The sequence below is a fragment of the Streptomyces sp. NBC_00988 genome, assembly GCF_045162645.1.
In the GTDB taxonomy this organism is placed as follows: Bacteria; Actinomycetota; Actinomycetes; order Streptomycetales; family Streptomycetaceae; genus Streptomyces.
In genome coordinates, this window is the sequence record NZ_CP108730.1 from 4,879,780 (window position 1) to 4,904,612 (window position 24,833).

Genomic DNA, 24,833 nt, shown 5'->3' on the forward strand with positions numbered 1-24,833 from the left:
CGGGGTTCCCATGTCCGCGTACATCAGACCCAGCAGGCCCCTGTCCAGCGGCCCCGCCCATACCGGTGCCGGCTCCGTGCTCTGCTTCCCGCACGCCGGCGGCTGCGCCTCGTTCTTCCGGTCGTGGCAGCCACTGCTGCCCACGGCCCGGGTGCACGCCGTGCAGTTCCCCGGGCGCGAGGACCGGTTCGGGGAGCCCGCGCCCGAGAGCCTGTCCGCCCTCGCCCACGCGGTGACGGAGGAGATCTTGACCCGCGACGAGCGGTACTCCCTGCTGTTCGGGCACAGCATGGGCGCGTACCTCGCCTTCGAGGTGGACCGTCTGCTGCGCGAGGCCGGTGTGCCCACGCCGACCCTGGTGCTCTCCTCGGCGGCGTCCCCCGCCCTGCGGCCACCGGTCCCCTACGAGAAGGACGCCGACGTACTGGCGTACCTCGAACGGTACGAACCGCTCAGCGCCGAACTCCGGCAGGACGAGGAGCTGCTCGGGCTTCTCCTGGAGTACGTCAAGGACGATCTCAGGCTCGTGTCCGGCTACCGGGAACACACCGGGAAGCGCACCGGCGCCCGAATGGTCAGCGTGGTCGGCGAGCACGACATCCCCGAGATCCGGTCCCGGGCCGGGCGGTGGCGGGACCACGCGGGGGGCGAGTTCGTCCAGGTGGTGAAGCCGGGCGGGCACTTCTACCTGCGTTCGGATCCGCCCGTCGGGCTGATCGCCGCCGAGCTGGCCCGCACCGGGAGTCCCAACTCCCGTTCCACATCGACTTCCTGAGGGGGAACGCAGCATGCCGTACATCCACACGGGCCCGGCCGGGAATCCGGGGGACCAACAGGACCTCGCCGAACTGCGCCGCGAGGCAGGCCGGCTCGTCGACGGGCGGACCTACCGGCACGGCAACCCCTTCGAACTGTGGCGGCGGATGCGCGAGGCCGCCCCCGTGCTGTGGCACGAGCCCGGCGTCTTCCCCGGCTTCTGGTCGCTGACCCGGCACGACGAGATCAAGGAGGTGCTCAGGGACGCCGACACGTTCAGTTCCTCGTCCGGCATCCTGTTGCGCCCGCTGTCCCAGGGCGAGGACCCCGGCGGCAACCGCACCCTGGCGCTGTCCGACCCACCACGCCACCGCGTGCTGCGCGGAGCCGTCGCCGGCTGGTTCGCGCCCAGGAACCTGCGGCTGCTGCAGGCTGCCCTGGACGCGTCGGCCCGGCGGATCGTCGAGGCGGCCGTACGGAAGGGCCGGTTCGACTTCGTGACGGAGGTCGCCGCGCAGTTGCCGGTGGAGGTCGTCTGCGCGTTCCTCGGCATTCCGGACGAGGACCGGCCGCGGATCATCGAGTGGTCGACGGACGCCTTCTGCGCCGCCACGGCGGAGGACCGCAGCCTGGCCCATCTGGAGATCCTGGACTACTTCGGCGACCTGGTGGAGCGCCGCCGGGCCGATCCGGGCGAGGACCTGGTCAGCGTGCTGGCCGCGGTGAGCTACGAGGGCGAACCGCTCCCGCTGGACGAGGTGGTGCTCAACTGCGACAACCTGCTGGTGGGCGGCACGGAGAACGTCCGGCTCGCCATGTCGGGCGGGATGCTGGCGCTCCTGGACCACCCGGACCAGTTCGAGCTGCTGCGCCGGCCCATCGACAGCGCCGGCGACGGCTTGATGGAGTCCGCGATCGACGAGATCCTGCGCTGGACGTCGAGCGCCACGCACATCGTGCGGCGGACGACCCGGGAGGTGGAGCTCGGCGGCGAGCGGATCCGGCGGGGTGATCTCGTCGTGTGCTGGCTGACGGCGGGCAACCGCGACCCGGCGCACTTCCCCGACCCCGACAGCTTCGACATCCGGAGGTCCCCGAACCGGCATCTGGCGCTGGGCGCGGGCCCGCACTACTGCGTGGGCACCCAGCTGGCCCGGCTGGAGATCCGGGCCGTGCTGCGGGAGTTCCTCGCGCGGGTGGACCGGGCGGTACCGGACGGCCCGGCCGAGCGACTGGAGTCCATCGTGGTCAACGGCTTGCGGACCCTTCCCGTCCGTTTGACCTCGACATATGCCGTTCCCGCCGGTACCGGTCCGGGAACGGGGCGGGAAGGGCTGCGGTGAGCATTCCGACTACGCGAAGCAGGGAAGCGCCGGCGCACCTCGTCCGGAACACGCCCGTCCTCGCACCCGCACACACACCCACCGGACTCGCAGAAACGAAGGTGCACGGAATGCGCAGCAAACTGGCCGTACTCGCCGGAATCCTCACCATCGCCCTCGCCTCGGGAATCGGCGCCCTCACGCACGAGGTGTCCGCCCCCGCCGCCGGCCACTCCGTCCTGGCCAACGGCACCGGCCCGGGCAGCACCACCTCCTGACCCGGCCGCCGGTGGGCCCGCTCACCGGCGTACGCCCGTCATCCCGGCGTAGAGCTCGTCCGCGCCGAGCCGGTGCGCGGCCGCCTCCCGTACGTCGCCCATGCCGTCGAGGGCCTCGGCCATTCCCTCGACGGCGTGGGCCACCTCGATCCGGTACTCGATGGCCCCGGCGTGGAAGCGCGCGCCGCGGTGCAGTTCCAGGGCCTGCTCGAACTCGCCTCGCCGGCAGTGCACCCGCCCGAGGATGTTCTGGACGGTCGCCTGCCGGGTCGCGGTCCCCTTGGAGCGGATCAGGTGCAGGGCCCGGTCCGCGTACCCGACCGACTCCTCGGCGGCACCGAGCCACTGGCTCGCATCCGCGGCGAGCGCCAGCGCGTGCGCGTACTCCTCCGGCATCCGCCGTTCGTCGCCGAGTTCCAGGGCGCGCTCCACCACGGCGAGTGCGGCCGGGTGCTCCCCGGCGCCGAGCAGGGCCGCCGTCAGATCGGTCAGCGCCGTGATCTCCTCGGCGCGGGCGCCGAGTTCCCGGCTGAGCCGCACCGCGTGCTCGGCGGCCACCACGGCTTCCCGGTACCGGCCGAGCCAGGTGTACACCGTGCTCAGGCTGCACCAGGCGTACGCGCCCTGTCTGCCGTCGGCCATGTCGTGACGCCGTTCGACCGCCTGCTCCAGATAGCCCTGCGCCTCGGGGACATGACCGAGGCAGCTGTGCAGCAGGCCCAGCAGGCTGAGGCAGACCGCCTCGCCGTTGCGGTCCCCGTGGTCCTTCGCGACGCCCAACGCCTCTTCCGCCACCGGGATCCCGTCCCGGAACCGGCCCAGCCGCCACCACGCGGAGCCCAGGTTCGACAGGCTCACCCGGAGCAGCCCGGGATTCCCGAGCCCGCGGGCCGCGGCCACCGCGATCGTCGCCGCCTGCCGGTACTCCTCCAGATAGCTGCGCGAGTTGAGATGGAAGACCAGGTTCCGGGACAGGTGCACGGTCTGGTCGAGGAAGCCCAGCCGCTCGGCGCGCGCGACGGCCGAGAGCAGCGCGCCGTGTTCCCGTTCGAAGAACGACTCCGCCTCGGCGGCCCGGGCGCTCGACGGCGGCTCGGCCGCGGCCGTACCGCGTGCGTCGTCGGTGCTCCCGTGCGCGGCGGCACCGACGGGAACCCGCCCCGGATAGAGGATGCCGCACGCCTGGTCCGTCACCGCCAGGAAGTGGTCGAGCAGTCTCCCGAAAGCGGCCCGCGCCTGTCCGCTGTCCGCCCCCTCCTCCTCGCCCAGCCGCTGCGCGAAGCTGCGCACCAGGTCGTGGAAGGTGTACCGGCCGATCTCGTGCTGCTCGACCAGGTGCATGTCCAGCAGATGCTCCAGCACCTCCTCGGCCTCGGGCGCCCCGGTGTCGAGCAGGGCGGCCGCCGAGTCGGTGTCGGTCTCGGCGCCCGGGTGCAGCCCGAGCAGCCGGAACGCCTCGCGATGCCTCGCGTCCAGTCCGTGGTACGACATCCGCAGGGTGGCCTCGACGCTGCGGTCACCGGACTTCAGCTCGTCGAGCCGGCGGGTCTCGTCCCCGAGCCGGCCCACGAGATGGCCCAGGGTCCACAGCGGCCGGTTGCGCAACCGGGCCGTGGCGATCCGCAGGGCGAGCGGCAGGTTCCCGCACAGGGCCGCCAGCTCCGCCGCCGCCTCCGGCTCACCGAGCGCCCGCTCCTCGCCCAGCGCGCCGGTGATCAGCGCGAGGCTGTCCGAGGGCGACATCGTCCCGATGGACATCCACTCGGCCCCGTCGAGGCCGATCATGCGGGTACGGCTCGTGAGCAGGCCAAGGGAACCCGGGTGCGAGGGCAGCAGCGGGCGGATCTGCGCGGCGTCCGCCGCGTTGTCCAGCACCAGGAGCACCCGCCGGTTCGCCAGGGTGGCCCGCCACAGGGCGACCCGGCCGTCGAGGTCGTCGGGGATCCGCTCCCCCGCCACGCCCAGGGTGCGCAGCAGCGTGCCGATCACCGTGCCGGGCCGCATCGGCTGCTCGCCCGGGGTGAATCCGCGCAGGTCGACGAAGAGCTGTCCGTCCGGGTACCGGTCGGCCAGCCGGTGCGCGCCCCGGACGACGAGCGCGGTCTTGCCGCTGCCTCCCATGCCGTCGACGGCCACGATCCGCACCGCCCCGTCCTGCGGCGGTGCGGCGTACTCCAGCAGCTGGGTCAGCTCCCGGTCGCGCCCGGCGAAGTCCGTGAGGTCGTGCGGCAGGGTGCACGGGGCCGCCGCCGTCCCGGGCTCGGGTCCACCGGTCGCCGCGGGCGTCGCCGGCGCGACCGCGGGTTCCGCCAACACGGCGTCCGGCACGGCCAGTTCGGGACTGTCCCGGAGAATGGCCTCGTGCAGCCGGGTCAGTTGGGGACCGGGTTCGATGCCCAGTTCCTCGACGAGCAGTTCTCTGGCCCTGGCGTACTCGGCCAGTGCCTCGGCCTGTCGCCCCGAGCGGTACAGCGCGAGCATCAACTGCCCGCGAAACGATTCGCCCAGCGGATGTTCGGCGACGAGCTCGCGCAGATCACCGATGAGCTCCCGGCTCTCGCCCAGCGTCAGCCGCAGCTCCATCAGCTGCTCGACGGCGGCCAGCCGACGCTCCTCCAGCACGACGGAGGCCGCGGCGATCACGGACCCGCCGCCTCCGGGCAGCACGGGGCCGCGCCACAGCACGAGCGCGGTGCGCAGCAGTTCGACGGCCTCGGCGGGGTGGCCCGCCTCCAGCGCGTCCCGCGCCTCGCGCAGCCGGTCGGAGAACAGGCTCAGATCGAGTTGCTCACGAGCGACGTCCACCCGGTATCCCGGACCGTCGGTGACGATCATCGAAGGCCCGTCCGGGATGCGCTGCCGCAGATCGGCGATCGCCTTGCGCACCTGGTGCGCCGCTGTCGCCGGCGGTTCGTCGTCCCACGCGGACTCCACCAGCCGCGACACCGGCACCATCCGGCACGGGTCGAGCAGCAGGGTGGTCAGCACCCGCGCCTGGATGGGCCCGCCGAGTCGCAGCCGGACCCCTCCGGCCCTGACTTCCAGCGGCCCCAGGATCGCGAATCTCGCCTCCCCACGCACACCGTCGTCCACTCTGCGTCCCCCTCGGCTCCGCTTTCCGCATGATCGTGTGCATGATCATCGAAATCTACGCGTGGTGATTTTAAGCTGTCACCCGTTCACGGAACGTCAAAAAAACGGAAATGATCTCACGCCGGTAACGGGCCGTCGGGCGCCCCGCCAGGAGAAGCCCGCCGGACCATGACCGGCGCCGTCCGGGTCATCCGCCCATGTCCGCCCCGTGTTTCGGCCCGGTTTCCGTTACGTCCGGATGGACACGTAATGGTCAAGACTGACCCCCGAACGCTTGTGGGATTTCGCAAGGACGGCGGATCATTGGCCGAATCCCGCCCCCCGTCCCCGTTAGTGTCCCCTCCTCCCCGAACCCGCAGGAGCCCCGGTGGCCGCTGGTCAGATCGACTCCGAGCCGGCCGGCGCGCCGGCCGCAGCGCAGGTGGAACGGCAGAAGCTGCGCAAGCACTTCGGCCGTTTCGACATCCTCTTCTTCCTCCTCTGCACGATCGTCGGCGTGGACACGATCGGCACGGTCGCCTCGTCCGGCGCCGAGGCGTTCACCTGGCTCATCATCCTGGCCGCGGTGTTCTTCATCCCCTCCGCGCTGCTGATCGCGGAGCTCGGCGCCGCGTTCCCCGAGGAGGGCGGCCCCTACATCTGGACCAGCCGCGCCTTCGGCCGCCTCGCGGGCGCCGTCAACAACTTCCTGTACTGGATCACCAACCCGGTCTGGCTCGGCGGCACCCTCGCCGTCTCCGCCGTCACGGCCTACACCACCTTCTTCAACGACGGCAAAGACCTGAGCACCCCCGCCTTCTACGTCTTCGCCCTCGTCTTCACCTGGGTGGGCGTCCTCGCCGCGATCCTCTCCTTCGACGTCGGCAAGTGGATCCCCACGATCGGCGCCTGGAGCCGCTTCGTCCTCCTGGGCCTGTTCACGATCACGGTCGTCATCTACGGCATCCAGCACGGCCTGCACGGTTTCGGCCCCGGCGACTTCTCCCCGACGTACGCGGGCTTCGTCGGCCTGGTCCCCGTCCTGATGTTCAACTACGTCGGCTTCGAACTCCCCAACACCGCCGGCGACGAGATGACCGACGCCCAGAAGGACGTCCCCTTCGCGATCTTCCGCAGCGCCGGCCTCGCCGTACTCCTCTACGCCCTCCCCATCCTCGGCATCCTGCTCGTCCTCCCGGTCAAGGCCATCACCGGCCTCGGCGGCTTCCTCGACGCGATCCGCCAGGTCTTCACCGTCTACGGCGGTGACGTGGCCGCCGACGGCACCGTCACCAGCAGCGGCGCGGGCACGGTCCTCGGGGACATCGCCGCGGTCCTGTTCATCCTCACGGTGCTGTCCTCCGGCGTCACCTGGGTCATGGGCTCCGACCGCGCCCTCGCCGTCTCCGGCTACGACGGCGCGGCGCCCCGCTTCCTCGGCGTCATCTCCAGCCGCTTCGGCACACCGGTCCGGGTCAACATCCTCAGCGGCCTGGTCTCCACCCTGGTCCTGGTCCTGGCCCACCAGCTCACCAACGGCAGCGCGGCGAAACTCTTCGGCGCCGTCCTCGGTCTCGCCGTATCCACCACGCTGGTCAGCTACTTGGGCATCTTCCCGGCCCTGGCGGTCCTCCGCCGCAAGGCGCCGGACGTCCCCCGCCCCTACAGGGCGCCCTTCCCGCGCACGATCAGCACGGTCCTCACCGTGCTCATCCTGTTCGCCAGCATCCAGCTGATCGCCCCCGGCTTCGGCGACCACTGGTTCGGCGCCGACTACCTCCCGGACGGCTGGACCCACGCCGAACGCTGGAAGTACCTGCTGACGGAACTCGTACCGCTCCTCGCCTTCATGCTCCTCGGCGTCCTCTTCTGGGCCCTGGGCAAGCCGACCCGCACGGCCAACTCGCTCTCGCTCAGCAAGGAGTAGCGTTCCGGACGATCACCGGGAACCTACCCAAGGAACTGCCGTGCCCCTGCGCTGTGTTGTCCTCGACGACTATCAGAACGCGGCGACCGAACTCGCCGACTGGTCGCCCGTCGAGGACACCGTGGAGGTCGTGACCCTCCGCGAACACCTCGACGACGAGGCCGAGTTGGCCGCCGCCCTCGCCACCGCCGACATCGTCGTCACCCTGCGCGAACGCGTCCCCTTCCCCGCCTCGCTGATCGCCCGGCTCCCCCGCCTGAAGCTGCTGATCGCCTCCGGCATGCGCAACACGGTCATCGACTACGCCGCCGCGAAGGCGCACGGCGTCACCGTGTGCGGTACGGCCAGTTCCTCGACCCCGCCCGTCGAACTGACCTGGGCGCTGCTGCTGGGCCTCGCCCGCGGGGTCGTCGAGGAGGCCAACTCCCTGCGCGGCGGCGGCCCTTGGCAGCAGACGGTCGGCGCCGACCTGCACGGCCGCACCCTCGGGCTGCTCGGGCTCGGCAAGATCGGCAGCCGTGTCGCACAGGTGGGCCTGGCCTTCGGCATGCGCGTCACGGCGTGGAGTCAGCACCTCACCGAGGAACGCGCGGACGAAGTCGGCGTACAACTCGCCCCGTCCAAGGAGCAGTTGCTCGCGGACAGCGACTTCGTCTCCGTCCATCTCGCCCTCGGCGACCGCACCCGCGGTCTCCTCGGCCCCGCCGAACTCGCCCTGCTCAAGCCCACCGCGTACCTGATCAACACCTCGCGCGCGGCGATCGTCGACCAGGACGCCCTGCTCGCCGCCCTGCGCGAGGGCCGGATCGGCGGCGCCGGGATCGACGTCTTCGACACCGAGCCCCTCCCCGCCGGCCACCCGCTCCGCACGGCTCCGCGCCTGCTCGCGACACCCCACCTCGGGTATGTGTCGCGGGCCAGCTACACGACGTACTACGGCCAGGCCGTCGAGAACATCCAGGCCTACCTGGCGGGTGCACCCGTACGGCAGCTGCCGTAGAACCCAAGGCCCGTACGACGGCTGCCATAGGAACAGCGGGTCACGCGGCTGCCGACAGCCGGTAGATTCCCTCGCTCCGGCGCAGGTGGTGGAGGTCCACCAGGTAGCGCCGGAGCGTCACATGGTCGACCTCGCCCTCGTCGCACCAGGCGCGCAGCTTCTCGTTGACGATGCGCTCGGGGTACTCCATACCGGGGGCGAAGGTCTGCTCGGCGATGTGCTGGAGGACCACCTGCTTGCGGGTCCACTGGGCGGGGAGGCGGATCAGCCGGCCGCCCCGGACGAAGGTCCGCAGGATCATGTCGGTGTGCTCGTCGCCGGTGACCGGGCCGTCCTCGGCCGGCTCGTCGCCCTCGCGGGCCAGCTGCTTGAACAGGTCGTAGTCGACGCGGAGTTCACCGTCGTCCATGGTCTTCACCACGCCCTGTTCGCGCAGCCGCAGCAAGGCGACGGCCGTGCCCCGCGGGGTCAGGCCGGCCACCTCGGCGACCTGCTCGGAGGTCTCGGCCCCCAGGGCCACCGCCGCGAAGGCGCGTACACGGTTCTGCTCGGCGAACAGACGGATCAGTTGGTCGGTTGCCATGTCCGGAGGCTAATGGACACCCGCCCGCCGAGGGCAGCGAATTTCCGCCGTCGAACATCCGCGCCCGGCGCTCGAAGCCGTGTTCAAAAAGGGTGATCCCCACGTCGGCGCCGTTACCAGCCATGCGCCGCCGCGTTGAACTCCAAGTGCGGTGGCGAGTCGTGCCGTCGCACTCATCGAACCAAAGGAGAACGTGATGTCTCGCATCGCGAAGGCGGCCGTTGTCGCCCTCGGCACGGGTGCCGTGGCGCTCGGTGGCGCCGGCCTGGCCATGGCGGACGCGGGCGCGCAGGGTGCGGCCGTCGGTTCGCCCGGCGTCCTGTCGGGCAACGTCGTGCAGGTCCCGGTCCACATCCCGGTCAACGTCTGCGGCAACACCATCAGCGTGATCGGCCTGCTGAACCCGGCCTTCGGCAACACCTGCGCCAACGTGAGCGGCCACGGCCACCCCGGCCACCCCGGCCCGGGCTACGGCGGCAACGGCTACGGCCACTGATCCGACCGCACGCGCGGACGGACGTACGCGAAGAGCCCCGGCACCTCAGGCGCCGGGGCTCTCCCCGTTTCCACATGTCGATGACCGGTCAGGCGTACCGGTAGATCGCGCTGACGTCCTCCAGCTGCTCCGGCGTCACGTCCCACGGCGGCATCCGCTCCTGCCGTGCCACGACCCGCCCCTCCTGGTCGTCGCCCGCCCCCGGCGGCTTCGCGGGCAGGTAGCGGGCGCCGCGGTGCCTGCTCTGCCAGCGTGACCACTGCAGGTCGATGAAGGCGTGGTGCAGCCAGAACACCGGGTCGTTGACGGACGCGCCGCCGAGCATCACGCCCCCGACCCACTTGTGGACCCGGTTGTGGTTGCGCCAGGACGCACTGCCCGATCCGGTGCCCCACCCTTCGAGCCGGTTGCGGAACCCCGTGCGGCAGGTCGAGTCCCAGGGCGAGATGTCGTAGACCGGGTCGGCCAGCGCCCCGTCCAGGTCGCTCTTCGTCGGCAGCGCGATCGGGGCACCGGCCCGGCCCAGGTCCCTTGTGAGGTACGGCTCGTCGGTGATGTTCTCAGTGATCTTCCACTTGCCGGTCGAGTACGCGAACGGCCCGGTCGTCACCTGGTGGTCGGAGCGCCGCCCGGTGCCGCCGAGCAGGTCCTTGGTCCAGGGCAGGGCGGTCGCGGAGCGCTCCCGCGTCCAGTCCCAATAGGGCACCGTCACCGAGGAGTCGACCCGGCGCAGCGCCCGCTCCAGGTCCAGCAGGAACTGCCGGTGCCAGGGCAGGAAGGAGGGCGCCATGTGCGCGGAGCGCAGTCCGTACTCCCCGTCGGGCACGAAGAACTCGATGTGGGTGCGCACGAACTCGTCGTACTCGCCCCGCCGTTTGATCTCCAGCATTGCCGCCACGAACCGCCGCTTCTCGGCGCTCGTGAGTGTGCTGACGTCCTTACGCGTGTACGCCATGGTCTCCCCCCATGTGCATCTGCTCCATCGGCCCGTCCGCCTCGCGCAGCTCCCGGCCGGGGCTCAGCTCGTCGACGGCGGCGCGGGTCGCCTCCAGGGCGGTGGGATACGAGCGGTAGTGGTCGACCATGCTCAGCCAGGTGCCGTCCGCGCGCCGCATCAGATGCAGCGGCCGGCCGTCCACCGTGACCTGCCACCCGTCCTTCAGCACGCCGCGGATACGACGGCCCCGGTACGTCTCGGCGAAGGCGGTGTCCCCGGGGTCCTCGCCGGAGCGCGTGGGCCGCGAGGCCGCGACGACGGGCACGAGGGCCACGGCGAGCGCGGCACCGAACGCCCCGCGCAGCGCCTCCCGCCGCGTCCTGCGCACCGGCCCGGGTCTGACCGGCCGCGGCGACTCCCCGCCCACCGAAACTCCACCGACGCTCACGCTCATGGCCCAACTCCCTCGTCCGGTACGGCTCGTTCGAGGGGCTAACCGTCCGGTGGCCCGTGCGGTCACTCTCCGCAGGGCTCGGGCAGACAGAAGGGCCCGGGTCGCACCACCCGGGCCCTCATCCGTTCCGGCCCTGCGGCCGCCTTCGTACTTCTTGCGCTACGGCCTAGAGGCCGGCGCCCGTGACCAGGTCCGCGCCCGGCACGGTCTGCAGCACCGGGGCCAGGACGCCCAGCTGGGGCGCCTTCAGGTCCGGGAGGCCGAAGTTGTCGGGGTTGGGCGGGGTCAGCGGCACGTCCAGCGCCAGGCCCGGGGCCATCGTGCGCAGGTCGGAGGCGGGCGCGCTGACGCCGAGGTGGTCGAAGCCGTCGCCGAGGACGTGCGGCAGCGGTGCGCGCAGCTCGGCGCCGGGGAGGCCGCCGTGGACCGGGAGTTGGGGCAGTACCCGCTCCGGGATGAGCCGGCCCTCGACGTACCGCGGGCCCTCGGGCGAGCCCGGCATGGGCACGGGCACCTCCCCGCCCAGCTTGGGGAGCTCCATGCCGAGGGCGCTCTCCGCACCCTCAAGCGGCACGGGCACAGGGACCGTGCCGATCGCGGCGGCGGGGGTCGCGACGGCGGCGCCGGTCGCGGCCGCCACGGCCGTGATGACGGCGGCGATGGTTCCTCGGGTGGTCGACTTCATGGAGTGCGGTCCCTTTCGGAATTCGGAGGCTCTGCGTGCTGACCGGGTAACGAGGCCGGGCAGCGCATCAGTTCAAGATTCCCCCGAGTGCCGTAGTAGTCAGCTTTCCGGAATTCCCGTCGGCGGGCCGGAAGTTGCTTCCCGTCAGCGGGCCGGAACCGGCAATTCCCGCCCGCTGTCCGGTCGTCCGTCCGGTCGTCAGCCGCGCAGGCTGCGGGCGGGCAGGATGATGTGCGCGGCGGCGTTCAGGGTGTCCTCGGAGCCGGCGAACTCGGCCAGCGCCTCGGGGGTGACAGGCTTGCCCGGCTCGGCCTCGGGCCAGGGGCGGGTGGTGAACACGAGGTAGGCGAAGCCGCGTTCGCCGACCGCCGCGAGCCACTCGGGCGGCGGCACGCACTGGGCGTTGAGCTGCGGCATGTTGAGGACGGCCTGCCCGGACTCGACGAGCATGGTGATCGGCAGGCTGGGCTTGGTGGCACCGTCGACGACGTTGCCGCCGACCGGGAGCCCGTTGTCGGTCAGCAGCCGTTCCACGGCGGCGGTGGCGGCCTCCGGGCCGTCCGCGGCGTCGCCCAGGGTGTAGGCGAGGAGATAGGGCATGTCCCCGTCGGGGGCCTCGCCGCTCCACGCCAGGACGACGAGGGTGCCGAGGTCGGCGACGCGGAAGGGGCGCGTTTCGCTTGAGGTTGAGGTCACCGCGTGACCTTATCGACGGGCCGGAAGGCCACCGGACGCGTTCTCACCCGTCCGGCCGATGGCACGGGCGCCCCGCCACACGAACGAGGGACGCCTCGCGACGCCCCTCGAACACCACCGGGAGACTCAGCTCTGCAGCGGCAGACCGCCGAGCAGCGGGTTGTGCTGGTTCAGCGCGGCGGTCGCACCCTTGAGGGTGTTGAGCGCGGAGCCCTTGTTCTCGGTGTCGAGCGCGTCCGACTGGTGCTGCAGCGGCATCACGTCGGCGGGCTGGAGCTGACCACTGGTGAGGGTGTTGACGGCGCCGGTGAGGCTGGTGGGCGTCACGTCGGCGGGGCTGTAGGCGAACGCGGGCGCGGCGGCACCGGCGATGGCGAGGGACCCGGCAACGACAGCGGCAGCCTTCAGGGACTTCATCGTGTTCCTTTCTTCGGCAACTCATGTCACCAGAGCGAATTCTGTCGCCGTGTGTAACGAGTTCCGGCCGGGGCGGAAACCCCGTGCGCAGAAACTTTCTGCTGCCCACCCGAATGCGGCGTGTGTCTCATCGGCGTTTCCCATCCTCATATGAAAAGGCCGTGGAACCGAAAAGGCCGCCGGACCGGCCCCCGGAAAGGGACCGGCCCGACGGCCGTTCTGCGACTGCTCTACGACTGTTCTGCGGCTGCTCGCGTCAGACGCCCGGAACCGCCGGAACCGCCGGTACCGCGGGCACCGCCGGAAGCGAGGACGTCGACGGCAGCGACGGCAGCGCGGGCAGACCGGGCAGGCTCGGTGCGGGCAGACCGCCGCCGAGCAGCGTGGCCGCGACCACGTTGACGAGGCCGGTCACGACACCGGTGACCGCCGGGACGACGCCGGCGACATCGCCGGAGGTGACCGCCGCGAGCAGCGAGGCGACCGCCTTCTGCAAGGAGGCGAGCGCGTCACCGGCGAGGTCGGCGGGCGCCTTGGCCTTGGAGTCGTCACCGCTCTTGAGCGAGGGCAGCGCGGGCACGGCGGGAACCGCGGGCACGGCAGGCGCCGCGGGAACAGCCGGAACCGCCGGTGCGGCCGGCGCCGCCGCGGTGATCTTGGCGACGGCCGCGGTGACGGCGTCGCCCAGCGACTTCGCCTGGTCGGCGGAGAGCTGACCGTTGTCGGCCTTGAGCGCCTGGGTCAGCAGGTCGGTGACGGGGGTGAGCACGCTGCCGAGGTCGCCGAGGCTCTTGACCGGGGCGAGCAGTGCGTCAGCGTTGGGGACCGGCGCGCTCGACGCGGCGTGGACGTGCTTCCGCGCCGAGCCGTTGTCGGCCGCGACGGCCGCGGGGCCGGCGATTCCGATCAGGACAGTGGCACAGAGCACGGAGGACGCGACGCGCCGTGCGGGCAGACCACGCATGGGTGTTTCCTTTCGGTGGTGCTTCGGATCTTGAGCCCACCGTGAAAGCGCTCACCACCATCTGCAACCGGTCGGACGCGCCGGGTGACCGTCCGTCAGCCGTACGGTCGACGTCGTGCCTGGTGAGGGCCATGTCAAGACCGAAGCGCCGGACCGGGACCGCTACCGCCCATTCGGGGCAACACCGCCGAACGCCGACCGGCCGTCCCCCCGTGGAGACCCCACGGGAGAACGGCCGGACGAAGTGATGCGCGCGGACGTCAGTCGTTGACGCAGGTGTTGCCGAAGGCCGGGTTCAGCAGGCCGATCACGTTGACGGTGTTGCCGCAGACGTTGACCGGGATGTGGACCGGAACCTGGACGACGTTGCCGGACAGCACGCCCGGGGAGTGGGCGGCCGCGCCGTGCGCGTCGCTGTCGGCGGCGGCGATGCCGGCGGTGCCCGCCATGGCGGCGGCGGCAACGGAGGTCAGGACCAGGCCCTTCGCGATACGCGACATGGAGAGGTGCTCCTTGGGGTTGAAACAAACATCCGGGCGGGGATGCCCGGCGCTGTGTCAACGCGCGGCACCCAAAGGGGTTGTGCCGCCAATGGGGTGATCTGCCAGAGGGCCGAACTTCACCATTCCGACACACTTGTCGCGTTTCGCAGGATTAATACGGATAGCCACTAGAGTTGCGCACCTCCCGAAGTACCCCTATAGCCATCAGATCGCACATAGGGGCCGTACTTCCCGAAAGGGCACCTCCGGTCATGCGTAATTCCCTGGGTCCGCTGCTGCGCCGGGCGTCGACGGGCGCTCTCGCCCTCGTCACGATCTGGGCCCCGGCCGCATCCGGAGCATCCGCCCCGCCCGCCGAGGCCGAGCGCGTCCCGTTCGCCCAGCGCTATCACGCGCTCCAGCACGGCGGCATCGTCCGCGCGGCCAACACCTCCATCAGCTGCCGCGCGAACTCGGCCGCCTGCCCCGCCGTACGAGAAGGACAGGCGGCGGTCAACGGCGACTTCGACATGTTCTACGTAGACGTCGACCGCGACCCCAACACCTACAACTCCTCCCGCGCGGAGGTCCGGCTGCCCGAGGGCGCCCGGGCCACGTACGCGCGGCTGTACTGGGGCGGCAACCTCCGCGTGGGCGAGCAGAAGCCGCCCAAGGACGACGGCCGGGTGCTGATCGCGGAGCCCGGCGGCGAGTACAAGGCGGTGCTCGCGGACACGGTCGTCGGGCACCGGGTGGCGGGCGGCGCGGACGCGTTCCAGGCGTCCGCGGACGTCACCGAGCTGGTCCGGGAGAGTGGTTCGGGCCTCTACACCGTGGCCCAGATCAACACGGCGATGGGCAAGTCCGCGGCCGGTGCATGGGGCGGCTGGACGCTCGTCGTCGCGTACGAGAAGCCGCAGGAGCCGCTGCGCCGGCTGGAGTTGTGGGACGGCTTCGGCGCGCTGGACTCCCGTACCGGCGCGGAGATCCGGATGCGCGGGGTGCGTGTGCCCGCGCACGCCGGGGGACGCGCGGGCGTGGTGGCGTACAACGGGGATCGCGGCCGCACCGGGGATTCGCTCACCCTCTCGACCAGTCGTACGAACGCCACCGCGCTCGGTGACGGCGCCAACCCCCGTGACGACGTGCTGAATTCCACGATCAGCGACCCGGCGGCGGCGCCTTCGGAGCGTGCGCCCGCGTATGCGAACACGCTCGGCTACGACTCCGATGTGTTCGATCTCGGCAAGGCGCTGCGTCCCGGCGGTGACCAGCTGGCCTTCCGGCTCGTTTCCCAGCGGGACGCGGCGTGGTTCGGGGCGCTCTTCGTCGCCGTCGACGCCCAGCAGTGAGGCGCGTTCCCGCCCGCAGTCCCGAGCGCCACCCGTGAGCGAGGAAACGCGCAATGCACCAGCCAGCAACCGACCCTCGGCCACGGGTCCTGCACCTCGCCCAGCCCGTGGACGCCGGGGTCGCCCGTGTCGTCCTGGATCTGACGCGGGCCCAGCTCGCGTCCGGCCTGCACGTCACGGTCGCCTGCCCCGCCGGCGGCGGCCTCGCGGACGGGGTCCGGGCACTCGGCGCCGACGTACGCCTGTGGGAGGCGACCCGGTCACCCGGTCCGGCGCTCGTCTCCGAGGTACGGCGGCTCGCCCGGGTGGTCGCGGAGGTGCGGCCCGATCTGGTGCACGCGCACAGCGCGAAGGCCGGACTCGCCGGGCGGCTCGCCGTGCGGGGGCGGATCCCGACCGTGTTCCAGCCGCACGCCTGGTCGTTCGAGGCGGTCGGCGGGGTCACCGCCACGCTCGCCGTCGGCTGGGAGCGGTGGGGTGCGCGCTGGGCCACCCGGACGGTGTGCGTGAGCGAGGCGGAGCGGACGACCGGGCTGCGGGCCGGGGTCCGGGGCCGCTGGAGCGTGATCCCCAACGGGATCGACACCGAGCGCTTCCACCCCGCGGCCGTGGACACCGTACGGGCCGGGATCGAGCAGCTCGCCGGGGTCGATCCGGCGGCGCCGCTGGTGGTGTGCGTGGGGCGGCTGTGCCGGCAGAAGGGGCAGGACGTCCTGCTGAACGCGTGGGACGCGGTCCTGCGGCAGGTGCCGAAGGCGCGGCTGGTGCTCGTCGGCGACGGGCCCGACCGGGCCGCGCTGCGTGAACTCGCCCCGGATTCCGTGCTGTTCGCGGGTGCCGTCACCGATGCCGCGCCCTGGTACCAGGCCGCCGACCTGGTGGTCCTGCCCTCGCGCTGGGAGGGCATGGCGCTGGCCCCGCTGGAGGCGATGGCCTGCGGGCGGCCCGTCGTCGTCACGGACGTGGCAGGCGCCCGCGAGAGCCTGCCCCCCGGTCTCGCGCCGCGCTGCCTGGTCCCGGCCGAGAACCCGGCGGTGCTGTCCGGGGCCGTCGCCGAGTTGCTGCTCGACCCGCTGCTGCGCGAGTCCCTCGGCCACCAGGGGCGCCGGTACGTCCAGTCCACGCACGACGTGCGGCACTCCGCCGAGGCGGTCGCGGAGGTCTATCGCGAGCTCCTCGGCGGCAAACCCGTCGTGCCCACCGAGTGCAGGGAGTCCATCCACTCGTGACTGCGGAAAGCACCGTCCCCTCCCCCGGCGGACAGCCACGGGACCACGGATTCTCTAACGTCTCGGTCATCCCCCGCCGCACCGGCGGCGGTTTCCGGTTCCCGGTCCGCCGCCCGCCCGCGCGGCCGACCTCACCTCTGCCGTTGCTCGGCGCGGACCTCACCGCCGCCCTGGTGGGCGCCCTCGCGCTCACCGGCAGCCGGCGCGGACCGCTGCTGGTGGCCCTGTTGATCGCCGGGTCGATACTGCTGCGCCCGCACCTGCCCCGGGCCGTGCCGCGCGTCCTCGACGAACTGCCCGCCGTCTGCGGCCGGATCGCGGTCGCGTGGCTCGCCCTCGGCACGCTCACCGCGGCCTACGCCCCCGACCGCGCGCTGTCCCCGCGCACCCTGCTCCTGGGCTTCGCCCTTCAATCGGCGGCAAGTTGCGTGGCCCGCGGCGCGGTGCACCGACGCCGCCGCAAGGCCCTGGTGAGCCGCCCCCGCACCGCCCTCGTGATCGGCCCGGCGACGACCGCGCAGCGCGTGGCGGCGGCGGTGCTGCGGCACCCGAACTGCGGGGTCGAGCCCGTCGGCATCGTCGCCGAACACCCCGACGGCACCGAGGGGTTGCCCGTCCTGACCACCGGCGAGGAGGTCGAGCGGGCCCTCATCCAGAACGGCGTCCGGGCCGTCCTCACCGTGCATCCCTCCGTACGGTCCGAACGCGGGCCGCTGCTGCGGGCGTTGGCGGAGTCGGGCTGCGTGGTCTGGGAGGTCGACGCCGACTCACCGTCGTACGAGATGCGTGACCAGCTCGCCGGATTCGCCTGCAGGCGGCTGGAGTTGGGGTCGCGCCACCCCGGCAGCCTCGGCAAGCGGGCACTGGACGTACTGGCGTCCGGGACGCTGCTCCTCCTGGTCAGCCCGCTGCTGCTGGTGTGCGCGGTGGTGCTCCGACTCACCGACGGGCGCGGTGTCGTCTTCCGCCAGGAGCGCATCGGCAAGGACGGCCGCCCCTTCACCCTGCTCAAGTTCCGCACCCACCGCCCGGTCGACGAGCACGAGGCGGCGACCCGCTGGAACATCGCGCGCGAGCCGCAGATGAGCCGCTTCTGCCGCTTCCTGCGCCAGACCTCGCTGGACGAACTGCTCCAGCTCTGGAACGTGTTCCGGGGCGACATGAGCCTGGTCGGCCCGCGCCCCGAACGCCCGTACTTCGTCGCCCAGTTCAGCCAGACCTACCCCGGCTACGCGGCCCGCCACCGGATGCAGACCGGCATCACCGGCCTCGCCCAGATCCACGGGCTGCGCGGCGACACCTCGATCGAGGACCGCTGCCGGTTCGACAACGCGTACATCGACAACTGGTCGCTGTGGCAGGACATCTGCATCCTGGCCCGCACGGTGACCGCGCTCGTACGTCCGACCGGGAGCTGAGCCGTGAACCACCGAGCCCTCATGAACGCCCCTGCCCTGCCCGTACGTCCGACGGGGAGCTGAACCGTGCTGCGCCGCGTCCACACGTTCGCCCCCGTCCTCCCGGTCGTCGCCGTGATCGCCCTGCTGGGCCTGCCGCTCGCCCCGGGCGAGGGCGGCGCGGGCCCGGCCGACGCGGTCTCCGGCCTGGTGGTGCTGTACTGCGGGATCCGGCTGCTCCGCGACCGCAGCCGCCCCCTGACCCCAACCGCCGTAGCGGTCATGGGACTTCCGGTCCTGGGCCTGTCGATCGCCGCGATGGGCGCGTCCTCCCCGGGGGCAGGGCTCAGCGGCCTGGGCCGGTACCTGCAGATCTTCGTGCTGGTCCCCGCGGCCGTCGTCCTCCTCATCCGCGACCGCCGCGACTTCCGCCTGCTGGCCTGGTCGTTCGTCGCACTCGCGCTGTGGCAGGGGGCGATCGGCGTCAAGCAGTACGTCACCGCGACCGGCGCCTCGTACCAGGGCGAGGACATCCGCGCGGTGGGCACGTTCGGCCCGACGGACGTAATGGGCATGGCGACGGTGGTGTCCTTCGGCCTGATCTGCGCGCTGGCCCTCGCCCTGGGCCGAAATGACGCACGGCAAAGGGCAGTTGCCGCCGCCTGCGCCTTCGCCCTCCTGATCCCCCTCGCCCTCTCCTTCAGCCGGGGCGCCTGGATCGCCACGGCCGCGACCTGCGCGATCCAGCTGGCTCTGGCGGGCCTGCGCCGGGCCCTGAAGGTGGCGGCCGCGGTGACGGCGGCGGGCATCGTCCTGGTGGGCGGCTTCGGCATCGGTACGGCGATGCTCCAGGAGCGGATCGACAGCATCACCCAAGTCACCGACGCCCCCGACCAGTCGGTGATCGACCGCTACACGATGTGGGCGGCGGCAACAGCGATGTGGCGCGAACACCCGTTGACCGGCGTCGGATTGAAGGGCTTCCCCGAACACCGGGACGGCAACGCCTCGTTGGCCCTCTCCTCAGGCAGCGACACGGAGGGCGCGGGCGCCGCCTTCCTCAAACAACCCCTGCTCTCCCCGCACAACATGTACCTCCTGGTCCTCAGCGAACAGGGCCTCCTCGGCCTCGTCACCCTGGCCGGCAGCTGGCTGGCCCTGCTGGTGTGCGCGTTGCGCGGCCTGTTCCGGGTCCACCGCACCAAACTCCCGGGCCTGGACTGCGCGTTGGTCTCCACGGGCCTCCTGACCTGGCAGCTGATCGACTTCGTCTACGCGGATATCGGCGGCCCGTCGACGGTCCTGACGGCGGTGGTCTTCGGCCTGTCGGCGTGGTGGTCGCTGGTGGGCGCAGACGCGGAGGAGCAGCCGCGTGCGGCAACTCCGGTACGCGCAACCGCCGAAGGGGCCCTGACCCGATGACGGTGACGGGCGACACCGAGCAGGACAACCCACCCAAGGGGCGCGGGGCTGCATCGATCAGCGGCTCCGCCGCGGGGCGCGCCCAGCCCCCACAGCGCAGCATCCAACCCCCCACCGACACCACCCCCCTACTGCCACCGGCCCGCACCTCCGAAGACACCCCCGCCCCCGAATCCCGCGGCTTCCTGGCCAAAGCCGCACTGATCACCGCCGTCCTGTCCATCACCGGCTCCCTCCTGGGCCTCGCACGGGACCAGGCCCTGGCCCGCCTCTTCGGTGCCGGCAGCGAGACAGACGCCTTCCTCGTCGCCTGGACCATCCCGGAATTCGCCGCCACCCTCCTGATCGAGGACGGCCTCGCCTTCGCCCTGATCCCGGCCTTCAGCCTGGCCCTGGCCCGCAGAGCGCAAGGCGCCCCCGGCGACCCGGTCCGCACCCTGGTGGCAACCACCCTGCCCCGCCTGACCCTGGCCTTCATCGCGGTATCGGCCCTGCTCATCGGCACAGCCCCCTACCTGGTCGAAGCGCTGGCCCCCGGCCTCCCGAACCCCGCCCTCGCCATCAGCTGCACCCGCCTCACCGCGACCTGCGTCCTGAGCTTCGGCCTGGCCGGCTACTGCAGCGCGGCGCTCCGCGCCCACCGCCGCTTCGTAGCGCCGGCCGCGATCTACGTGGCGTACAACATCGGCATCATCGCCGGGATGTACGCCTTCGGCGCCCACTGGGGCGTACGGTCGGCGGCCCTCGGTGTGGCCGGGGGCGGCTTCCTGATGGTGCTGACGCAACTCCCCGCGCTGTGGCGGCAGTTGACGAGCCACAAGCCCACCACCCCGGACACGGGCCCCGCCGAGGCCCGCCCGATGAACCTCGCCCTGATGGCCACCGTGCTGCTCTTCGCGCTGTGCCGTCAGTCGCAGGTCCTGATCGAGCGCTTCCTCGCCTCCCACCTCCCGGCCGGCGCCATCTCGCATCTGAACTACGCGCAGAAGGTCGCCCAGATGCCGATGGTGCTCTCGCTGATGCTGTGCACGGTCACCTTCCCGGTGGTCGCGCGGGCGCTGGCCGAGGGTGACACGGAGAAGGCGCGCAACCGCGTCGAGCGGGACCTCGCGCTCGCCGCCTGCCTGGTGCTGCTCGGCGCCGCCGTGGTGATCGCCTGCGCCCCGCAGATCATCCAACTCCTCTTCCAGCGCGGCGCGTTCACCGCTCACGACACCGCCGCCACGGCCGGCGTGATGCGCGTGTACGCCCTCGGACTGCTCGGCCAGACCCTGGTCGGCGTCCTGGTCCGCTCCTACTTCTCGGCGGGCCGCCCCACCTGGTACCCGGTCGGCGCGATGGCCGCCGGCATCGTCGTGACCACCTGGATCGGCGCCTGGACGGTCGGCCCCTGGGGCGTCATCGGCATCGCCGTCGCCAACGCCACCGGCATCACCTTCACCGCCCTGCTCCTGCTCTACGGATCGGGCCCGCGCAGTGTCCCGCTCCGCACCCGGCAGGTCCTGATCGAGCTGAGCCGGCCGGTGCGCGCGGCCGTGGTCGCGACGATCGCGGGGGCGTTCGTGGCCCGCGCGCTGCCCTCGCCGCTGCTCGGTCTGACCGTCGGCTGCACGACCGTCACCGTCGTCTTCGTCCTGCTCGGCTGGGCCCTGGGCGCCCAGGGCTTCGCACCCGCACTGGAATCCGTACGCTCGATCACACGAAGGCTCATCCATGGCCGCTCCCGTTGATTCCCCGACCACCGGCAGACGCGTCACGGGCCCGGTCCCGTGGGTGGCGATGTACCACTCCGTGGGCGACTGCTCCGACGACCCCTACCGCATCACGGTCACCCCCGACCGCCTCGAACAGCAGCTGAGTTGGCTGCGCAGGCGCGGTCTGCGGGGCGTGTCCATGGCCGACATGCTCGCCGCCCGCGCCCGGGGCGAGGGCCACGGTCTGGTCGGTCTCACCTTCGACGACGGCTACGCCGACTTCGTCGCCAATGCCCTTCCCCTGCTGGCCCGTTGGGACTGCGGCGCCACCCTCTTCGTCCTCCCCGGCAGGCTCGGCGGCGACAACGCCTGGGACCCACTGGGCCCCCGCAAACCCCTCCTCACCGCCGACGGCATCCGCCAAGCGGCCGCCGAGGGCGTCGAGATCGGCTCCCACGGCCTGACCCACGTCGACCTCACGAGGGCGGACGACGTCACCCTGCGCGCCGAGGTCACCGAAAGCCGTTCCCAGCTACAGGAGTTGCTCAACTCCCCCGTCGACGGCTTCTGTTACCCCTACGGCACGATCGACGCCCGCGCCATGGACGCCGTCCGCGAGGCCGGTTACGCCTACGCCTGCGCCATCGACCCCGGCGACCTCAACGGCCCGCACGCGCTCCCCCGCGTCCACATCGGCCAGAACGACACCGCCGTACGCCTCTTCCTCAAGTACCGGCTGCACCGCCTGCGCCGGCGTCCGGTGGAGGGGCTCGCATGAGGGCCCTGCACATCATCACCGGGCTCGGCGTCGGCGGCGCCGAGCAGCAACTGCGGCTGCTCATCCGGCACTTGCCGGTCGACTGCGACGTCGTGACGCTCACCAACCCGGGCGCGGTCGCCGCCGGTCTGACCGCCGACGGGGTGCGCGTCTTCCACCTCGGCATGACCGGCAACCGCGACCTCGCCGCCCTCCCCCGCCTGGTCCGCCTCATCCGCACCGGCCACTACGACCTCGTCCACACCCACCTCTACCGCGCCTGCGTCTACGGCCGGCTCGCCGCCCGGATCGCGGGCGTGAAGGCGGTCGTCGCCACCGAACACTCCCTGGGCGACTCGCAGATGGAGGGCCGCGGCCTCAGCACCGGGGTCCGCGCCCTGTACCTCGCCAGCGAACGCCTGGGCCGCTCGACGGTCGCCGTCTCCCCCACGGTCGCCGAGCGCCTGAAGCGCTGGGGCGTACCCGGCCCGCGCATCGAAGTGGTCCCCAACGGCATCGACCTGGCCCGCTTCCGCTTCGACCCGGTCCAACGCCTGCGCACCCGCCAGCGGCTCGGCCTGCCCGAGGGCGCGTACGTCGTCGGCGGCATCGGCCGCCTCGCCGCAGGCAAACGCTTCGACGTCCTGGTCCGCGCCCTGGCCCAACTCCCGGACGACTACTGGCTGTTGCTGGTCGGCGGCGGCACCGAGGAGAACCTCCTGCGCCGCACGGCCCACGACTACGGGGTCGCCGACCGGGTGCTGTTCACCGGCGAACGCCCCTACACACCCGACGGCTCACCGGGCCCCGACCTGCCCTCCCTCACCGCCGCGATGGACCTGCTCGCCTCCCCGTCCCCCGAGGAGGCCTTCGGCCTGGCGGTCGTAGAAGGGCTCGCGTCCGGGCTGCCCGTGCTCTACGCCTCCTGCCCCGCCATCGAGGACCTCCCCCCGCAGGCCGCGGCCGCCGCCCGGCGCGTGCAGGGCGGCCCCGAGGTCTTCGCCCGCGCGCTGGCGGCGGCCCGCGCGCAGGGCCCGCGGCCGCGCACCGCACCGGACGCCGCCCACCACTACTGCATCACCCGCAGCGCCGCCCAACTCATGGACGTGTACGCGGCCGCGGTCTCCACCTCGTCGCCGTCCCCCGCACCCCAGGGAGCCAGTTCCTCATGACCGAGATCCGACAGCACCTCCCCCTCAGCCGCGCGAAAGCCCTCCCGGCCTGGTCCCTCCTCGCGGCCGGCGCCGTGACCGGCGGCCTGCTCGGCGGCGCGTACGGCGTCGTCAAGCCCCCGACGTACACGGCCACCAGCTACATCATCGCCGTCCCCACCGACAAGGCGGACTCGTCGACCGCGCTCGGTTTCGCGCAGGCCTACGGCCGGGTCGCCACGCAGCTCGCGGTGCTCGGGGACGCGCAGGTGTGGGCGGGCGTGCCGGTGAAGACGCTGCAGTCGAGCGTGCAGACGGCGACCTCGCCGGACGCGCCGATGGTCGCCGTCACGGCCACCTCCTCGCGTGCCGACCTCGCCGCCGACATGGCCAACGCCGTGTCCCGCTCGCTGACCGTGCACGCGAACGACGCGAAGGCCGACACCCACGTCGAACTCCAGACCTTCGCCCGCGCCATCAAGCCCGCCGCGCCCACCTCGGCCTCGGCCGCGGTGACCGGCCTGGTCGGCGCGAGCGCGGGCGGTCTCCTCGGCGGCCTGCTGCTGCTCGTCCGGCCGCGCCGGACCACCGAGGAGACCGGCCGACCCGCCTCCGTGCCCAGCCCGGCCACCGCGGCCGACGTGCTGTGACACCGGTGTACTCGACCGAACTCGTCACCGACGCCCAGGAGTTCGCCGAACTCGCCCCGGCCTGGGGCCGGTTGTACCAGAAGTGCGGCGCGGCGACCCCGTTCCAGTCGCATGCCTGGCTGCACTCCTGGTGGCTGTCGTACGGCCGAACAGGCCGCCTGCGCCTGCTAGTTGTCCGCGACGGCCGCGAACTCGTCGCCGCCGCACCCCTGATGCTCGTACGACGTCCGGTGCCCTCACTGGTCCCGCTCGGCGGCGCGATCTCCGACTACGGGGACGTCCTGTTGGACGACGACCACGGCGACCCGGCCGTCGCCGCGCTCACCGAGGGCCTCGCGGCCGCCGCCCGCACCGCGCTGATCGACTTCCGCGAGGTGCGCCCCGGCGGCGCGGTCGAGCGCGTCTACGACCGCTGGCGCGGCCCCCGCCGCCGCGTCCACGACTCGCTGTGCCTGGAGCTGCCCGCCGTACCGATGGACGAACTGGTCGCCCGTCTCCCCTCCTCCAAGGCGCAACGCGTCCGCGCCAAGCTCCGCAAGCTGACCGCGCTCGGCGTCGAGCGTCACGTCGTACATCCGGACGGGGTGGACTCGGCGCTACGGCGGCTGCTGGAACTGCACGAACTCCAGTGGCAGGGACGGAAGGTGACGTCCGAGCATCTCCAGACCCGGTTCTGCGAACACCTGGTGCGCTCGGTCGGGCCGATGGTGCGCTCCGGGGACGCCGTCGTCACCGAGTTCCGGCTCGACGAGGACGTGGTCGCCGTAGATCTGACGCTGTTGTCGCGGCGGCTCGCGGGGGGTTATCTCTACGGCGCGCATCCGCGGCTGCGGGAGCGGAAGGCGGATGTGGCGGTGATGCTGCTCGACGCGTGCGCCGAGCACACCGGCGCCGACGGGCCGCGCACGCTGAGCCTGTTGCGCGGGGACGAGCCGTACAAGCATCACTGGCGGCCCGAACCGGTCGTCAACCAGCGGCTGTTGCTGGCCCGGCGGCGCACGGCGCCGCTGATGTCGGCGGTCGTCTGCGACGTCGCCGCGCGCCGGCGGGGCAAGGTGCTCCTGCGGAAGTGGAAGGAACGCGGTGGCGACGGACCGTGAGCGGCCCGCCGC

The 24,833-nt window shown here is 72.3% G+C and carries 24 protein-coding genes; 15 read left to right on the forward strand and 9 right to left on the reverse strand.

Translation table 11 applies throughout. The features are described from left to right. Positions 1 to 10: 10 nt before the first annotated feature. The 3 genes from OG496_RS22155 to OG496_RS22165 all read left to right on the forward strand — a co-directional run bounded on the left by OG496_RS22155 (position 11) and on the right by OG496_RS22165 (position 2,356). Positions 11 to 775, forward strand: coding sequence for a thioesterase II family protein (locus tag OG496_RS22155; RefSeq protein WP_405972123.1), 765 nt, complete (start codon positions 11 to 13; stop codon positions 773 to 775). Between the two features lie 13 nt (positions 776 to 788). Next, positions 789 to 2,099, forward strand: a complete 1,311-nt coding sequence (locus OG496_RS22160) for a cytochrome P450 (RefSeq protein WP_405972124.1) — start codon at positions 789 to 791, stop codon at positions 2,097 to 2,099. Positions 2,100 to 2,209: 110 nt separating this feature from the next. Then, positions 2,210 to 2,356 carry a hypothetical protein gene (locus tag OG496_RS22165; RefSeq protein ID WP_366490744.1) on the forward strand — a complete coding sequence of 49 codons (147 nt, stop codon included), beginning with the start codon at positions 2,210 to 2,212 and terminating at the stop codon, positions 2,354 to 2,356. A gap of 21 nt (positions 2,357 to 2,377) precedes the next feature. Here the strand turns inward: OG496_RS22165 and OG496_RS22170 are convergent, their stop codons facing one another. Continuing rightward, positions 2,378 to 5,449, reverse strand: coding sequence for a BTAD domain-containing putative transcriptional regulator (locus tag OG496_RS22170; RefSeq protein WP_405972125.1), 3,072 nt, complete (start codon positions 5,447 to 5,449; stop codon positions 2,378 to 2,380). A gap of 367 nt (positions 5,450 to 5,816) precedes the next feature. Here OG496_RS22170 and OG496_RS22175 point away from each other — a divergent pair, with 367 nt between their 5' ends. Together OG496_RS22175 and OG496_RS22180 are read left to right on the forward strand one after the other, a co-directional pair. After that, positions 5,817 to 7,355, forward strand: a complete 1,539-nt coding sequence (locus OG496_RS22175; protein ID WP_405972126.1) for an APC family permease — start codon at positions 5,817 to 5,819, stop codon at positions 7,353 to 7,355. 40 nt (positions 7,356 to 7,395) lie between these two features. After that, a complete protein-coding gene (locus OG496_RS22180; RefSeq protein WP_405972127.1) occupies positions 7,396 to 8,355 on the forward strand; it encodes a D-2-hydroxyacid dehydrogenase family protein in 960 nt (319 codons plus the stop codon). Between the two features lie 40 nt (positions 8,356 to 8,395). Here OG496_RS22180 and OG496_RS22185 read toward each other — a convergent pair whose 3' ends face one another. Next, on the reverse strand, positions 8,396 to 8,938 hold the full coding sequence (locus tag OG496_RS22185) for a DUF2087 domain-containing protein (protein ID WP_399391732.1): 543 nt from the start codon (positions 8,936 to 8,938) through the stop codon (positions 8,396 to 8,398). A 196-nt stretch (positions 8,939 to 9,134) separates the two neighbouring features. Between OG496_RS22185 and OG496_RS22190 the strand changes: the two genes are divergently transcribed. Next, complete coding sequence (locus OG496_RS22190; RefSeq protein ID WP_327403990.1) at positions 9,135 to 9,434, forward strand: chaplin; 300 nt, start codon at positions 9,135 to 9,137, stop codon at positions 9,432 to 9,434. 88 nt (positions 9,435 to 9,522) lie between these two features. Here the strand turns inward: OG496_RS22190 and OG496_RS22195 are convergent, their stop codons facing one another. The 7 genes from OG496_RS22195 to chpG form a co-directional block, all read right to left on the reverse strand. After that, positions 9,523 to 10,389 carry a tyrosinase family protein gene (locus OG496_RS22195; RefSeq protein WP_366490738.1) on the reverse strand — a complete coding sequence of 289 codons (867 nt, stop codon included), beginning with the start codon at positions 10,387 to 10,389 and terminating at the stop codon, positions 9,523 to 9,525. Further along, positions 10,373 to 10,825, reverse strand: a complete 453-nt coding sequence (locus OG496_RS22200; protein ID WP_405972128.1) for a tyrosinase family oxidase copper chaperone — start codon at positions 10,823 to 10,825, stop codon at positions 10,373 to 10,375. Before OG496_RS22200 ends, OG496_RS22195 begins: the two co-directional genes overlap by 17 nt. A 166-nt stretch (positions 10,826 to 10,991) precedes the next feature. Then, positions 10,992 to 11,510, reverse strand: a complete 519-nt coding sequence (locus OG496_RS22205; RefSeq protein ID WP_366490736.1) for a hypothetical protein — start codon at positions 11,508 to 11,510, stop codon at positions 10,992 to 10,994. Positions 11,511 to 11,708: 198 nt separating this feature from the next. Next, positions 11,709 to 12,206: a DUF5949 family protein gene (locus tag OG496_RS22210; RefSeq protein WP_328683267.1), complete on the reverse strand. Its 498-nt coding sequence runs from the start codon at positions 12,204 to 12,206 to the stop codon at positions 11,709 to 11,711. 126 nt (positions 12,207 to 12,332) lie between these two features. After that, entirely contained in the window at positions 12,333 to 12,623 is a 291-nt protein-coding gene (locus OG496_RS22215; RefSeq protein WP_033284544.1) for a hypothetical protein, read from the reverse strand. Between the two features lie 256 nt (positions 12,624 to 12,879). After that, positions 12,880 to 13,587 (reverse strand): hypothetical protein, encoded by a 708-nt coding sequence (locus tag OG496_RS22220; protein WP_399391736.1) that lies wholly within the window; start codon positions 13,585 to 13,587, stop codon positions 12,880 to 12,882. Between the two features lie 260 nt (positions 13,588 to 13,847). After that, a complete protein-coding gene (gene chpG, locus OG496_RS22225; RefSeq protein WP_019065678.1) occupies positions 13,848 to 14,087 on the reverse strand; it encodes a chaplin ChpG in 240 nt (79 codons plus the stop codon). Positions 14,088 to 14,341: 254 nt separating this feature from the next. Here chpG and OG496_RS22230 point away from each other — a divergent pair, with 254 nt between their 5' ends. From OG496_RS22230 to OG496_RS22270, 9 genes are all read left to right on the forward strand, one after another. After that, entirely contained in the window at positions 14,342 to 15,421 is a 1,080-nt protein-coding gene (locus OG496_RS22230) for a DUF3344 domain-containing protein (protein WP_405972129.1), read from the forward strand. Positions 15,422 to 15,474: 53 nt separating this feature from the next. Then, the gene (locus tag OG496_RS22235) at positions 15,475 to 16,650 is read left to right on the forward strand and encodes a glycosyltransferase (protein WP_405972130.1); all 1,176 of its coding nucleotides are present in this window, start codon (positions 15,475 to 15,477) and stop codon (positions 16,648 to 16,650) included. Beyond that, positions 16,647 to 18,068, forward strand: coding sequence for a sugar transferase (locus OG496_RS22240; protein ID WP_366490732.1), 1,422 nt, complete (start codon positions 16,647 to 16,649; stop codon positions 18,066 to 18,068). The genes OG496_RS22235 and OG496_RS22240 overlap by 4 nt, the downstream gene beginning before the upstream one ends. Before the next feature lie 66 nt (positions 18,069 to 18,134). After that, on the forward strand, positions 18,135 to 19,469 hold the full coding sequence (locus tag OG496_RS22245; protein WP_366490731.1) for an O-antigen ligase family protein: 1,335 nt from the start codon (positions 18,135 to 18,137) through the stop codon (positions 19,467 to 19,469). Beyond that, a complete protein-coding gene (gene murJ, locus OG496_RS22250) occupies positions 19,466 to 21,199 on the forward strand; it encodes a murein biosynthesis integral membrane protein MurJ (RefSeq protein WP_405972131.1) in 1,734 nt (577 codons plus the stop codon). Before OG496_RS22245 ends, murJ begins: the two co-directional genes overlap by 4 nt. Continuing rightward, positions 21,183 to 21,941: a polysaccharide deacetylase family protein gene (locus OG496_RS22255; RefSeq protein WP_405972132.1), complete on the forward strand. Its 759-nt coding sequence runs from the start codon at positions 21,183 to 21,185 to the stop codon at positions 21,939 to 21,941. The genes murJ and OG496_RS22255 overlap by 17 nt, the downstream gene beginning before the upstream one ends. Next, a complete protein-coding gene (locus tag OG496_RS22260; protein ID WP_405972133.1) occupies positions 21,938 to 23,092 on the forward strand; it encodes a glycosyltransferase in 1,155 nt (384 codons plus the stop codon). Before OG496_RS22255 ends, OG496_RS22260 begins: the two co-directional genes overlap by 4 nt. Next, positions 23,089 to 23,721, forward strand: coding sequence for a lipopolysaccharide biosynthesis protein (locus OG496_RS22265; RefSeq protein WP_405972134.1), 633 nt, complete (start codon positions 23,089 to 23,091; stop codon positions 23,719 to 23,721). Before OG496_RS22260 ends, OG496_RS22265 begins: the two co-directional genes overlap by 4 nt. Then, a complete protein-coding gene (locus OG496_RS22270; protein ID WP_405972135.1) occupies positions 23,718 to 24,821 on the forward strand; it encodes a GNAT family N-acetyltransferase in 1,104 nt (367 codons plus the stop codon). The genes OG496_RS22265 and OG496_RS22270 overlap by 4 nt, the downstream gene beginning before the upstream one ends. Positions 24,822 to 24,833: the final 12 nt, after the last annotated feature.